Genomic DNA, 13,757 nt, shown 5'->3' with positions numbered 1-13,757 from the left:
TAAACTTTTTTGTTTTCAATTCATTTTATTTTAAATCTACCATGAGCGATTTAGTTGAAGTTTCAGCACGAATATATAGCGTTGAGGAGTATTTCGAAATCGAAAATCACTCAGAAATCCGTCATGAATTTGAAGACGGGATATTAATTCCTATGCCCGGAGAAACTTTAGATGCCAATGAAATTGCACAAAATTTCGTTACAACACTTCAAAAAATCCTTAGGAAAAAAGGATATAGAATGTTTGGACATGATGTTCGTACTATTGTGCATGAAAGAAGAATTTATCGTTATCCAGATGTTGTAGTTTCAGCTTCTGATACGCTTAAAGATATTCGTCATGTCACCGAACCTGTATTGATAGTTGAAGTACTTTCTGAAAGTACAGAAGAGGTTGATAGAAATAAGAAATTCAGACAGTACACGACGCTGCCATCGCTACAATATTATTTGATGGTGCATCAAGATATACCTTTGGTTGAATTTTATCGTCGCAAAGAGGCTACTTCAACCTTTGAATTCAATTTTATAGACGAACTCAATGATAAAATCGAATTTCCTTTATTTGATACCTCTATTACTTTGACTGATATTTATGAAGGAATTCAATTCAAGGGAAAAGATGATGAGGTAACTCAATGATTTAGCTTTTATAAAACCTGCAAAAGCAGGTTTTATATTTTTTCAAGTACTAAAAATCAAAAAGGCTGTCGCAATACATGTGACAGCCTTTTTGATATAAATTTTAGAAAATTAATTTCCCACTACAAATACTGCGTTACCGAAAAGTAATTTGCCATTTTGCCAAAAACCTCTGAAAACTGGGTCGTTGGCTAAATAAACTACTTGTCCACGTCCCAAATCTTGTGTTCCGAAAATTAAAGAATTTTTTAGTTTTTCTTGAGCTTTTGCTCCTGCATAACCTGCTACTAAATCTTTATTTTTGGTTACACCCACATTCCATCCGTCGCTCAAATATTGAAAATCTGACGATTCTAATACCAAACTAAAGTAAGTCTTATCATAACCGAAGGCTAAGGGATGTGTATTATCCATCGTAAGTTTATAAATACTGCCCGGTGTTTCTTCCGAAACACTTTCTCTTTCTGCATTGGCAAAAATTTTCAATTTACTGGCATCAGTTTCTTTTTTCTTGTCTTCGTCTTTGTGCTTTAATTCAAAACCGTCTTTACCAGCCAAATTATTTAATGCTCCTTGTACGGCAATTAATTTTCCGCCTGCACGAATCCACTCTCTTACTTTACTAAGATTACGTTCATCTAAAGATTTTCCATAGCTTCCGTCTGTCAAAATCAAAACATCAAATTTTGCTAAATCGAGGTTGCCTAAAGTATTTTCGCCGATAATCGTTACAGGATATTCAATTTGTTTATCGAAGAAATGCCAAGTAGCACCAAACGCCGTTGGCGAAACGCCATCACCTGCAAGTATGGCAACTTTTGGAGCTTTCAAATATGAAACGTTGTCTGAGCCAAAATCTGAGCCTTTACTTGCCATCCCTGTTGCAACGCTGTATAAATTTACTTGTAGTCTTTCTGCTTCCGCTTTTACAATTTTGTCGAAAGCATCACCTAAGCGTTCATTTCCTGTACGAGTAATTACGAGTGTTCCTTCGTTGAAAGCAAGGTTTTCTATTTCAAAAGGTTTGGCTGCCGAACGTACTTTAATACCTTTTTTCAATAAAGAAGCCAATAATTTCAATTCACTGAAAGCCTGCCATTTTACTAAATAAGCATAAGGTTTGTCGATTTTAGAAGCTTGTGGCACAAATTGCGGCTTTGAAGCTGGTACTACTTTATCTTTTACCGCATAAGCATTTAAGCCATAAGCATAAGGCAATGACCACGAGGTAATATCATAAGTAACTGAATCTTCAACCATCGTTTTAGGTTCAATCAAAATCTTTAGCAAGGTTGAGCGTGGTTGATAAAGATTGATAATGATGTCGTCGGGTTCAATGGTGAAACTTGCCGTTTTATCGTCTTGATAGCTATATCCAGAAGCCAAATAAGACCTTCCAGCAACGCCATATTGGAAATTCTCTTTGTCTAAATAATTCAAAAATTCACGAGTTCTACTTTCATTTCCTTTAGTTTTGAAAATGAACGATTTGTACTGTCCAACTGGATTTTTCTGTGCATTGTCATAAAATTTGATAAATTCCGTCACAGTTTTATCAGCATTTGCTGATATGGCTTCCATACAAGCAAAAGAAGTACTTAAATGGTGGTCAATTCTTTGTTTTAAAGTAAGTGTATCACCATCTCTTTTAATAACGCCTAAACCTGCTCTACCCGAACCACCTTGCTCATAGGTCATACCGAAAGCACCGTTGTAAGTTGGATAAGTATCGCCATAAGAAGGATACAATAAATCAAAACGTTCTTTTGAGAAGTACAACCAACCGTTTTTATCAAAATCACGTTTGTTGTAATCACCCAGAATTTTCTGGAATTCACGTTGCCAGCCTGTAATATCTTCATGATAAGGTTTAGCAGAAGGAGCGAAGTAATAAGGGTTTTCTACACCTTGTTCGTGGAAATCTGCGTGAAGATGTGGCATCCATTGGCGATACACTGCCAATCTTTCTTGGGTTTCTTTTTGTGTTTGCCAAGCCCAGTCTCTGTTCAAATCAAATAAATAATGATTGAATCGTCCGCCCGGCCAAGGTTCGTTATGTTCAATTGCCGCAGGATTTGGATTAAAAACTGCCCCAACTTTCTGATTATACCAGTTTACATAACGGTCATAGCCGTCAGGATTGATACTTGGGTCTAAAATAACAACCGTGTTGGCTAAAATAGCTTTTGAACGTTCGTTATTTGGATTCAATAATTCGTACAAAGTAAAAGGGGAAGTACTTGTACCGCAAGATTCGTTTCCGTGAACATTATAACTCAACCAAGCGATTGCAGGCTGTTTTTTGGTCGGTTTTCCGTCCATCAAACCGATTGATTTTAAATTGTTTGTTCTGATTTCTTCTAATTGAGGGAAATTTTCTGGAGAAGCCACAATCGCAATCATCAAAGGTCGTCCTTCGTTGGTCGAACCGTATTGAATTAATTTTACTTGATTTGGATTTTGTTGAGCTACATATTCATAATAGCTTACTACTTGATGATGACGGAGAAAACGTTCACCTTTTTTGAAATTAAGGAAGTCTTCAGGAGATTTTAGCGTACTTTGTGCTGATGCACAGATACTTAGCAATAAAAAAGCGAAAAGTAGAAAATTCTTTGGCATGAGTGATTGGTTTGTTGAAATGATTCAAGCCAAAAATAGAAATAAATACTTTCCCAAAAAATCAATTTTTTGTTTTTTCGCAACAGCTTTTTTGTGGAACGGGGTCATGACCACTTCCTCCCCACGGATGACAAGTAGAAATGCGTTTGATTCCCAAGCGAAAACCTTTCCAAAATCCCCAAATTTGTATCGCTTCTATCATGTATTGGCTACAAGTAGGCGTGTAGCGACAGGCATTTGGAAAGTAAGGCGAAAGTATCGCTTGGTATGTACGAACAAGAAAAATCAGAATTGAACTAATTACTTTGTTCATGGAAATAGACCAAAATATTAGTCTTTTTTGTGATGTGGAAAGTTGAACAAGTAGGAACTAATAATGGGGAGTCCGAAAATCCCAACTGTTAAAATCGAAATGTACATATCGGCTTCTTCGCTTTCTAAAAATAAGGCAATGCTATTTTCTGGGGCAAAATGCGATACTAAAGAAAGGGTAAGTTTCAAGCCTAAAACACCAATAACCAAAAAGGCGGCTGTTTCCAAAAAGCTGTACTTTTCCATCAATTTTACAAATGCCTGAGCTACAAATCGCATCGCCAAAATTCCGATAAATACACCAATGCAGATTAACACTAAATTGTCGGTAAAAGCTACTGCGGCAAAAACATTGTCAATTGAAAAAGCTAAGTCCATAACTTCAACCAAAAAAACCGTTGCCCAAAATGGCCCTAAAGCACCAAGTGTTACACGATAAAACCAATTTGATTTTTTGTCTAATAAATCGTCATTTTCCTGTGGAGTAGCTTCTTTTTTGAAATAATCGTAAGTTAAAAACAGAAGATAAAGTCCACCAATAGGTTTAAGCCACCAAACTTGCACTAAATAAGAAGCAAAAATTAAACAGATTCCTCGAAAAAAGTAAGCACCAATGATACCATACTTCAAAGCCTTTTTTCTGTTTTCAGGCGATAAATCCATTACCATTGTTGCCAAAACGGCAGCATTATCTACTGAAAGAAGACTCTCAATTAAAACTAAATTCCCAATAATTAAAGCCGCTGCTCCTAAATCATTCCCAAAAATCTGATGCAAAAAATCCATAAATATTGTTTTATATTCAAAATATAACCAAAGTTACAAAGTTTAAGGGCTAAAAAATAGTTGTTGATAAGAATATTGGATGAATGGATTTAATAGATTAGTAGGCGGTTGGATGAATTTTTATATAAAAAACTCAATTTACAACCATGAGTATAAGTACAAACAAATGACTTTTAAGATAAGTACTAAAATGTATTTGAAAAACACAAGAAATTAGATTTTCAGTAGTAAAAAAATAACATGAAAAAATATTGTTTAACACTCGACTTAAAAGATGATGCAACACTCATCGCCGAATACGAAGCATATCATCAAAACGTTTGGCCAGAAATTCTGAAAAGTATTAAAGATTCTGGGATTGAATCCATGCAAATTTATCGTTTAGGAACAAGAATGATGATGATTATTGAAGCAAAAGATGACTTTAGTTTCGAGAAAAAAGGAGCAATGGATGCCGCAAATCCTAAAGTACAGGAGTGGGAAGAATTGATGTGGAAATACCAGCAAGCTTTACCAATGGCAAAAGAAGGTGAAAAATGGATGTTGATGGAAAAAATATTTGAGTATTAGTACTCTAAAATACTGATTTGATGGCTTCAAGATGGATATTTTGAAGCCTTTTTTATGCTTTTTGAAAAATGATTGTTATTTTCATTTATTATTGAATTTACATATTTCATCAAATCTTAAACAAACTAACCAACATGAAAAAAAATGTTTACTCATTCTTGAGTTTGGTGCTTGTACTCTTGTTTTGTAATGAGACGCTTTTTGCTCAAACAAAAAAAGTAACAGAGAATACTTTAATTGATGCCAAGAAAATTGAGAAAATTCGGAAAGAAATTTTAGAGGAAATCGACAAAAAGCAGGCATTTTCACAGCAAATGGTGGATATGATTTTTAGTTTTGGCGAATTGGGTTTTCAAGAGTACGAAACATCAAATTATATCACAAGTATTCTTGAAAAAGAAGGATTTACCATTGAAAGAGGAATTTCGGGCATTCCAACTGCTTGGATTGCTAAATGGGGAAGTGGAAAGCCAGTCATTGCTTTGGGTTCGGATATTGACTGTATTCCGAAGGCTTCACAGAAACCGGGTGTTGCCTATCACGACCCAATCGTAGAAGGAGCTCCCGGACATGGCGAAGGACATAATTCTGGTCAGGCGGTGAATATTACAGCGGCTCTGGTGATGAAGAAAATTATGGAGCGTGAGAAAATTGCAGGGACTTTAGTACTCTGGCCCGGAGTAGCCGAAGAGTTGGTAGGAACAAAGGCAATTTTTGTTCGTGATGGACATTTTAAAAATATTGATGCTTGTATTTTTACACACGTGGGCAACAATTTGGGTGTAAACTGGGGCGATAATGGCGGAAATGGTTTAGTGTCAGTAAAATTTACTTTTGAAGGCGAAGCTGCTCATGCTGCCGCCGCTCCTTGGAGAGGAAAAAGTGCTTTGGATGCCGTTGAGCTAATGAATATTGGTTGGAATTTCAAAAGAGAACATTTGTATCCTTCACAACGCTCGCATTATGTAATTGTGGACGGAGGTGACCAACCTAACGTTGTTCCTTCAAAAGCCTCGGTTTGGTATTATTTCCGTGAACGTACTTATCCAAAAATTAAAGAATTGTATGAATCTGGTTTAGCCATTGCCAAAGGTGCAACCATGATGACGGGAACTACGATGTCCTACGAAGTACTCGGAAGTGCTTGGCCCGGTCATTTTAATAAACCTATTGCTGAAAATGTATTTGAACATATCAAAAGAGTAGGTTTGCCGAAATGGAGTGAAGAAGACCAGCAATTAGCCAAAGCCACTCAATTGGAATTAAAATCACCAGAAAAAAATGGATTAGCAATGAAAATAGATTCGACCATTGAACCAGTATTGGTAAGTATGGGCGGAGGTTCGGATGATATAGCGGATATTTCTTGGAATTTGCCAACGGTCGTTTTACGTTATCCTTCCAACATTCCAGGTTTACCAGGTCACCATTGGGCAAATGCGATAAGCATGGCAACGCCAATTGCTCATAAAGGCGTTACGGCTGGGGCAAAAGTTGAAGCCCTTACTTTGCTTGATATGTTGGTAAAACCTGATTTGATTGCTAAAGCTTGGGATTATTATAAAAACGAACAAACCAAGGAAATAAAATACGAACCGCTGATTTCGCCTAATGATAAACCTGCCATTCAACTCAACCAGCAGATTATGGCGAAATTTAGACCTGAAATGAAAAAAGTGTATTTTGACCCTACCAAATACAAAACTTATATGGAACAACTGGGTATTACTTATCCAACAGTAAGAAAAGTAACGCCAGCAGAAAATACTCCTCCTGCCAAGAGCGGCGGTAAGTAAAACAATACCAAAGCAAAAATTAAAGACGACTCACAAGGTCGTCTTTTTTATTTTAACAAAGAATATTTATAAAAATTTTGGGTATGATTCTATCAAAAAGTACTTATAGGATTTGAGTACTTTTCAAGAATACAATTATTTATCAGGGTAAGAATTGGAAACCTATTTCGTATTATTACCTTAAAAATGTAAAATTATGTTTTCATTAATCAATAAAACTTTAGTAATCACGGGTGGAGGTTCGGGGATTGGACAAGCCATTTCTTTATTATTTGCTAAACAAGGGGCAGAAGTAAATATCTTAGAGTTGAACCAAGCGGCGGCTGAAAGTACAGTAAATCAAATCATTGCAGAAGGCGGTAAAGCAAAAGCTTTTGCTTGTAACGTAGCCGATCAACAGTCTGTAAAAGAAGTATTCGCTCAATTTTCTAAAGTAGATATTCTAATCAATAATGCAGGAATTGCCCATGTCGGTAACCTCGAAAATACCACAGAAGCTGACATTGATAGAATTTATAACGTAAATATTAAAGGTACTTATAACTGTTTGTATGCCGTAACGCCCATCATGAAAGCCGCTAAAGGTGGAGTAGTATTGAACATGGCTTCAATTGCTGCAACCGTTGGTATTTCAGACCGCTTTGCTTATTCAATGTCGAAAGGGGCAGTTTTGTCAATGACTTTGTCTTATGCCAAAGATTATTTAAAGGAAAATATCCGTTGTAATTGTATTTCACCTGCACGAGTGCATACTCCTTTTGTTGATGGTTTTTTAGCAAAAAATTACCCCAATAACATTGAAGAAATGTTTGCAAAACTGTCTGCTTCACAACCAATTGGTAGAATGGCAAAACCAGAAGAAATAGCTTCTTTGGCTTTGTACTTGTGTTCAGATGAAGCAGGTTTTGTTACTGGCTGTGACTATCCGATTGACGGAGGTTTTATTCGATTGAACAACTAAACAATTTAACAAATGAAAAAAGTACTATTAATGTCTTTCATGTTTTGGACGATGACATCTTTTATTCAAGCAGACAAGCCTAAAAAAATCATTTTCTTTGGTGATTCTATCACACAAGCTGGCGTTCAGCCCAAAGGTTATATTACGCAGTTGCAAGAAATGATTGAGAAAAAAGGCGAGAAAGCAAATTATGAATTAATTGGGGCAGGTATTGGAGGTAACAAAGTTTATGATTTGTACTTGCGAATGGAAGAGGATGTTTTGAATAAAAAACCTGACTTGGTAGTAATTTATATTGGTGTAAATGATGTTTGGCACAAAGCCAGCTATGGAACGGGTACAGATGCCGATAAATTTGTAAAATTTTATCAAGCTCTTATCAATAAAATTCAAGCGAACGGAGCAAAACTAATTTTATGTACGCCCGCAGCCATTGGCGAGAAAACTGATAGCAGTAATCAGCAAGATGGCGACATGAATCATTACAGTAATCTTATCAGAGAATTGGCTCAAAAGAACAATCTTCCGCTTTGCGATTTAAGAAAAGAGTTTTTAGAGTATAATTTGAAAAATAATCCAGAAAACAAAGACAAAGGTATTCTTACAACAGATAGAGTTCATTTGAATGAATTGGGTAATCAGTTTGTAGCTCAAAAATTATTCCCTTTAATTACAAAATAAACAGACATGAAATTATTTAGATTTGGTGAAGTTGGCAATGAAAAGCCAGGTGTGATTTTAGAAGAAAGATGGCTTGATGTTTCTTCCTATATTCAAGATTACAACGAAGCATTTTTTGAAAATGATGGTTTGGATAAACTAAGCCTTTTGTTAGTTGAAAAACAAGCTGAATTACAAGAGATTCCAGCAGGAGTACGTATTGCCTCATGCGTGGCTCGTCCTTCAAAAATTGTTTGTATCGGTTTGAATTTCGCTGACCATGCTCGTGAAACAGGAGCGGCGATTCCAGCAGAGCCAATTATTTTCTTTAAATCAACTACGGCACTTTCTGGGCCAAACGACGATATTATTATTCCTAAAAATTCAGTAAAAACAGACTGGGAAGTAGAGTTAGCTTTAGTAATTGGTAAAAAAGCACAGTACGTTGAAGAAGCTGATGCTATGAACTATGTAGCAGGTTACTGTTTACACAATGACGTTTCTGAACGTGAGTTCCAAATTGAAAGAGGAGGGAACTGGAGTAAAGGAAAAGGCTGTGATACTTTTGCTCCGCTTGGTCCTTTCTTGGCTACTGTGGAGGAAATTGAAGACGAAAATAACTTAAAAATGTGGTTGACGGTAAACGGAAAAACTTTCCAAAATAGTAATACCGACCAATTGATTTTTAAAGTACCAGCTTTAGTTTCATATTTGAGCCAATTTATGACGTTGCTACCGGGCGATGTAATTTCAACAGGAACACCTCCGGGCGTTGGTTTAGGCTTCAATCCTCCGATTTATTTAAAAGAAGGAGATGTTGTTGAGTTAGGAATCGAAGGCTTGGGAACACAAAAGCAAACTGCTAAAAATTGGAAAGCGTAATTTTATTGTAAAAAGGTTTTTAAGCTTCAAAATCAATTTTAATGATTAAATGTCTGATTTGGTACAATAAATCAATACTTGTTTAGTTTAATTCGAGTATTTTTAAAACATTTTCATTATCAACAAGTAATAGCTTAGGAGCTTAATCTCCTTTTAAACGATAAAAATATACTTATGGTTATAGACGCACATCAACATTTTTGGCAGTACGATGCTAACCGCCATGCTTGGATTTCAGAGGAAATGAAAGTAATTCAACGTGATTTTCTTCCCGAAGATTTAGCTCCTATTTTGCAAAAAAATGGAATAAATGGTTGTATTGCTGTTCAGGCTGACCAAACTTTAGCAGAAACTGATTTTTTGATTGATTTAGCGAAAAAACACGATTTCATCAAAGGAGTTGTGGGTTGGGTAGATTTAAGAGCTGATGATGTGGACGATGTTTTAGAGCAGTACGCTGAGGATAAAATTGTAAAAGGCTTTCGTCATATTGTACAGAGTGAAACGGATATTGAATTTATGCTTCGTCCAAAATTTAAAGCAGGGATTTCTGCTTTAGGTTTATTCGATTTCACTTACGACATCCTTATTTTTCACGACCAATTAGACCAAGCGATTCAGTTAGTAAAGCTTTTTCCAGACCAAAAATTTGTTTTAGACCATATTGCAAAACCTGATATTAAATCAGGCGAATTTGTAACATGGCAAACAAATATTAAGAAATTGGCATTGCATCAGAATGTATTTTGTAAAATTTCGGGTATGGTGACAGAAGCAGAATGGAAAACTTGGAAGCCAACGGATTTCAAAGTCTATTTGGATACTGTGGTGAAAGCATTTGGGACTGAACGCTTGATGTATGGCTCAGACTGGCCAGTTTGTTTGGTGGCTGCAACTTATGAAGAACAATTAGGAATTGTTAGCGATTACTTTGCAGGTTTTTCCACTTTAGAGAAGAAAAAAATCATGGGCGGAAATGCCTCTAAATTTTATAAAATTTAATGAACTTAGGACTCAAAGAAAAAGTAATCATCGTTTCAGGAGGTGCAAAAGGAATCGGCGAAGGCATTTCGGGTGTTTTGGCAATAGAAGGAGCTTATGTAGCAATTGTTGGCAGAAATGAAGCAGACAATTTGAAAGCTATTGAAAAAATAAATGCCGCTGGAGGTTTGGCTTGGTCTTTCGTAGCAGAACTTTCAAAACCAGAGGAGTGCAAAAGAGTTGTTGAAGAAGTGGTGGCACAATTCGGAAGAATTGATGGATTAGTAAATAATGCTGGCGTAAATGATGGAGTTGGTTTAGAAAAAGGTTCTTATGAACGTTTTGTAGCTTCATTACATAGCAATTTGATTCACTATTATTTGTTGGCTCATCACGTATTACCTTACTTAAAAGCTTCAAAAGGGGCAATAGTAAACATTGGCTCTAAAACAGCCGAGACTGGTCAAGGTGGTACTTCAGCTTATGCGGCTTCTAATGGTGGACGTAACGCTTTAACTCGTGAATGGGCAGTTGAGCTTTTACCTTATGGGATTCGAGTAAATTCAGTAATTGTAGCAGAATGTTACACGCCTTTGTATGACCGATGGATAAAAACTTTGCCAAATCCAGAGGAAACCTTGGCGAAAATTACGGATAAAATTCCATTAGGTAAGCGAATGACTACTTCAGAAGAAATAGCCAACATGGTAACTTTTTTATTATCAAAACGCTCAAGCCATACCACAGGACAAATTATTTATGTAGATGGTGGTTATACTCATTTGGATAGAGCTTTATTGTAATAAATTAATCAAATTTCATAAAAAAAGGTCGATAGTGAATATTCACTATCGACCTTTTTTTATGAACTAATCAAGCGTCAATATTAGAAACATAAAGCATCAGGCATTGTACTTGTAATAGTGAAATCAGCACCACTTGAAACAGTTTTGTTTTTGTAATAGAAGTTTGTACTACCTACTACAAATTTAAAATCATAAGTCCCCTTTCTTTGTAATAGGGTTGTTGTTCCTTTAATAGTAATTCCATCCCCGTCTCTTCTTGCTTTTCCAAGATATAAATATGCCTCTTTACCTGGTGCACTTGAATAAACCTGAATATTGTCAGCATTGGTAGTTTGTCCAGCTGGACATGATAAGTTGGCAATGAAATTCACAAAATTTGGTGAGGCAGGAATATCTACTGTGATATTTGTGTCAGTAAAATTTGTTGCGGTAGTTATTACAGCACCTAATACATTTCTGATAACGATATTTTTAAGTGTTTTGTCAGTAGTAAGGGAATTTGTACGGTCAGAGGTTGAAAAATCAGTGTTAGTATTATCAGTAAATTCAAAACTAATATTAAACACTTCATCAGCATATTGTCCGATACTACCGCCAAAGCTTAGACTGTATGTTTTAAATACTGCAAGTTGCTCTTTAGTTATTGTAACTGGATTCTCTGGAGTACTCAAATCTTGAGCAGCTTTAACAATAACTGCTTTAATTTGCTCAGGTGTTGCATTGTTCGGGACTTCTACCTTTAGACTTTTCATTGATGCAAAGAAAAATTGGGTAAGGTGATTGACTGTTCCAGATACTTCTAATTTACCTGCTGCATTTGTTGTAATATTTGCAGGTCCTTCATATTTAAAAACCTTAGTATCTTCATCAAATGAAGTAATAGCCATTTGATCGCCAACCTTTAGAGGTTGATTAGTTGAAGGGTCAACTGCTCCAACAGGAATTTCTGTTTTAATCGTAATTTCGCCTGAAAAACTTTTTACTTTTTGGTTTTGATCATTCGTTATTTCCACTTCTACTCCTACAATCGGAGTAACACTAAAATCTTGAATCGGCTGATTATTGTCATTTACAGTTTTTGATATTTCGCTTAAAGGAATTTGTACATCGGTTTTAGCTGCATCAGCCTTTGTCACAACTATATTCAGTGCTCCACCAACAGGAGAACCTGCTCCATCTTTTACGGATACACCAGCAGGAATTACAACAGTTGCTTGCGAAGGAACAGTATTTGTTGAAGGAGTGGATACTGTAATGGCAGCAGAAGTAGTACCTGCACTTGAAACAGTAGCTGGTTGTTGAACTACGCTTATACCAGTAGAAGGAGCTGAAATTTTAATTAATTCAATGACTAAGTTCAAATCTTTTGTACTTGTAAGAGTGACAGGTGTTGTACTTTTCAAATACCCGTCAGCCTGAGCTACAACTATAAAGTTTATAGGGTTGTTTGTAGATGGAGTAACGTCTGGGCTTGCTGCTAATGCTAAAACATTCTGTTTGACTTTAAAATCTTTAATGCCGACAATGTTTACAACTTTTGCAGAGTCTTTTCCTGCAATTTTGATTGAAATATTGGCAGGTAAGTCACCAGCTGTAGCGTTATCAGGTTTGAATTGAACAATTATGTTTGAAGTTTTTACCGATTCAGGTAATTTAAGGGTTACACCTTCAAGTGGTGGAGTACAAGCATACCAAAATGCGATTGATATAGTTGCGAGAAGAATATAAATATATTTTTTCATTTCTTTCAGAGTTAAATTATTTGATACTTAGTTATAGTATTACTTGCTGATTTTATAAGTTAAGCTAAAAGTAAGATTAGGGAGGAAAGAATATCCACTAACATTCTTTTCAATATCAGCAATATTTTGGTTTGTAAGTATAGATTTAATTAAGCCTGTTCTATCAACAGTAAGTTTTGGAGAACCTGAGTAATATGCTCCTAAATCCAGACTAAAGCCAATTCTTCCTTTGGGTACTGCACGACCAAAACCTAAACCAAGGTAAGGTCTGATATTCTCGCCAGCAACTATTAACTTAGCTATTCCAAAATCCTCAGCATCTAATTCTACATCCTTGGTTAGCTTGAATCTCCCAGTTTTTACAGAGGGTTCAATACCTACAGAAAAATCACCAGAACCATAAGATAGACCACCAACTAATTTAAAAGATTTGGTTTTGAATGGATGGAAATCTACCTTAGCTCCAATCAAAAGAGAGTTTACTTTTGGGTTGATTAATACGTCATCGCCTCCAGATATTTTTACCTTTAAAGGTGGAGTGATAAACGAATTCACGTCTAAATAATCAACGCTCAATCTTACATTTAAACCCTCAGGTTTCAATTGTTGAGCAAGGCCAATACCATAGCCGAAACTACCTAATTGTAGATTAATCGAATGCCCTAATAAAGGCTTTGCTTCTTGTGCAAGAAGTGCAAAATTGTATAAAAAAAAGCACACAATTGTTAGTATTTTTTTTTTCATAATTCTTTGAAGTTGTTATAAAATGATTTTAGCCCTGACCACAATGTGTAAATGTAGACATTTATCTGGCTTAAGCAATATTTTTGCTATTATTGTTTTGCGAAAAAATATTAATTATCGACACTATCCCATATTTTGTGTAAGTTGTTTTTTGAATTTCAATTGTTTTTGATTCTTTGGTCAAAAATAAGGTAAAATTGGTTGATAATAATTCCCCAGTTCTGGATTGGTTTTGTCCAAACTTTGGCTACTTC

The 13,757-nt window shown here is 35.6% G+C and carries 13 protein-coding genes; 8 read left to right on the top strand and 5 right to left on the bottom strand.

What is annotated here, in order from left to right:
• Window positions 1-41: 41 nt before the first annotated feature.
• Window positions 42-641: a Uma2 family endonuclease gene (locus tag VB248_RS07590; RefSeq protein ID WP_323296153.1), complete on the top strand. Its 600-nt coding sequence runs from the start codon at window positions 42-44 to the stop codon at window positions 639-641.
• Window positions 642-752: 111 nt separating this feature from the next.
• On the opposite strand, the gene VB248_RS07585 is transcribed toward VB248_RS07590, so the two are convergent.
• From VB248_RS07585 to VB248_RS07575, 3 genes are all read right to left on the bottom strand, one after another.
• Window positions 753-3,263 carry a M14 family metallopeptidase gene (locus VB248_RS07585; RefSeq protein ID WP_323296152.1) on the bottom strand — a complete coding sequence of 837 codons (2,511 nt, stop codon included), beginning with the start codon at window positions 3,261-3,263 and terminating at the stop codon, window positions 753-755.
• Window positions 3,264-3,324: 61 nt separating this feature from the next.
• On the bottom strand, window positions 3,325-3,576 hold the full coding sequence (yidD, locus tag VB248_RS07580) for a membrane protein insertion efficiency factor YidD (RefSeq protein ID WP_323296151.1): 252 nt from the start codon (window positions 3,574-3,576) through the stop codon (window positions 3,325-3,327).
• Window positions 3,577-3,593: 17 nt separating this feature from the next.
• Window positions 3,594-4,361 (bottom strand): TerC family protein, encoded by a 768-nt coding sequence (locus VB248_RS07575; RefSeq protein ID WP_323296150.1) that lies wholly within the window; start codon window positions 4,359-4,361, stop codon window positions 3,594-3,596.
• Window positions 4,362-4,601: 240 nt separating this feature from the next.
• Between VB248_RS07575 and VB248_RS07570 the strand changes: the two genes are divergently transcribed.
• The 7 genes from VB248_RS07570 to VB248_RS07540 all read left to right on the top strand — a co-directional run bounded on the left by VB248_RS07570 (window position 4,602) and on the right by VB248_RS07540 (window position 11,014).
• On the top strand, window positions 4,602-4,931 hold the full coding sequence (locus VB248_RS07570) for an L-rhamnose mutarotase (protein WP_323296149.1): 330 nt from the start codon (window positions 4,602-4,604) through the stop codon (window positions 4,929-4,931).
• A 134-nt stretch (window positions 4,932-5,065) separates the two neighbouring features.
• A complete protein-coding gene (locus tag VB248_RS07565) occupies window positions 5,066-6,727 on the top strand; it encodes an amidohydrolase (protein ID WP_323296148.1) in 1,662 nt (553 codons plus the stop codon).
• 196 nt (window positions 6,728-6,923) lie between these two features.
• Window positions 6,924-7,688, top strand: a complete 765-nt coding sequence (locus VB248_RS07560; protein WP_323296147.1) for an SDR family NAD(P)-dependent oxidoreductase — start codon at window positions 6,924-6,926, stop codon at window positions 7,686-7,688.
• Window positions 7,689-7,700: 12 nt separating this feature from the next.
• Entirely contained in the window at window positions 7,701-8,369 is a 669-nt protein-coding gene (locus VB248_RS07555) for an SGNH/GDSL hydrolase family protein (RefSeq protein WP_323296146.1), read from the top strand.
• A 6-nt stretch (window positions 8,370-8,375) separates the two neighbouring features.
• Window positions 8,376-9,230 (top strand): fumarylacetoacetate hydrolase family protein, encoded by an 855-nt coding sequence (locus VB248_RS07550; protein ID WP_323296145.1) that lies wholly within the window; start codon window positions 8,376-8,378, stop codon window positions 9,228-9,230.
• Between the two features lie 174 nt (window positions 9,231-9,404).
• Window positions 9,405-10,232 (top strand): amidohydrolase family protein, encoded by an 828-nt coding sequence (locus VB248_RS07545; protein WP_323296144.1) that lies wholly within the window; start codon window positions 9,405-9,407, stop codon window positions 10,230-10,232.
• Window positions 10,232-11,014, top strand: coding sequence for an L-fucose dehydrogenase (locus tag VB248_RS07540; protein WP_323296143.1), 783 nt, complete (start codon window positions 10,232-10,234; stop codon window positions 11,012-11,014). The genes VB248_RS07545 and VB248_RS07540 overlap by 1 nt, the downstream gene beginning before the upstream one ends.
• A gap of 83 nt (window positions 11,015-11,097) precedes the next feature.
• Here the strand turns inward: VB248_RS07540 and VB248_RS07535 are convergent, their stop codons facing one another.
• Window positions 11,098-12,759, bottom strand: coding sequence for a hypothetical protein (locus VB248_RS07535; RefSeq protein ID WP_323296142.1), 1,662 nt, complete (start codon window positions 12,757-12,759; stop codon window positions 11,098-11,100).
• 39 nt (window positions 12,760-12,798) lie between these two features.
• Window positions 12,799-13,503 (bottom strand): hypothetical protein, encoded by a 705-nt coding sequence (locus VB248_RS07530; RefSeq protein ID WP_323296141.1) that lies wholly within the window; start codon window positions 13,501-13,503, stop codon window positions 12,799-12,801.
• Between the last annotated feature and the right edge of the window lie 254 nt (window positions 13,504-13,757).

The sequence above is a fragment of the Arcicella rigui genome (assembly GCF_034929435.1).
Taxonomy (GTDB): Bacteria; Bacteroidota; Bacteroidia; order Cytophagales; family Spirosomataceae; genus Arcicella; species Arcicella rigui.
This window is presented reverse-complemented; position numbering and strand designations above follow the sequence as displayed.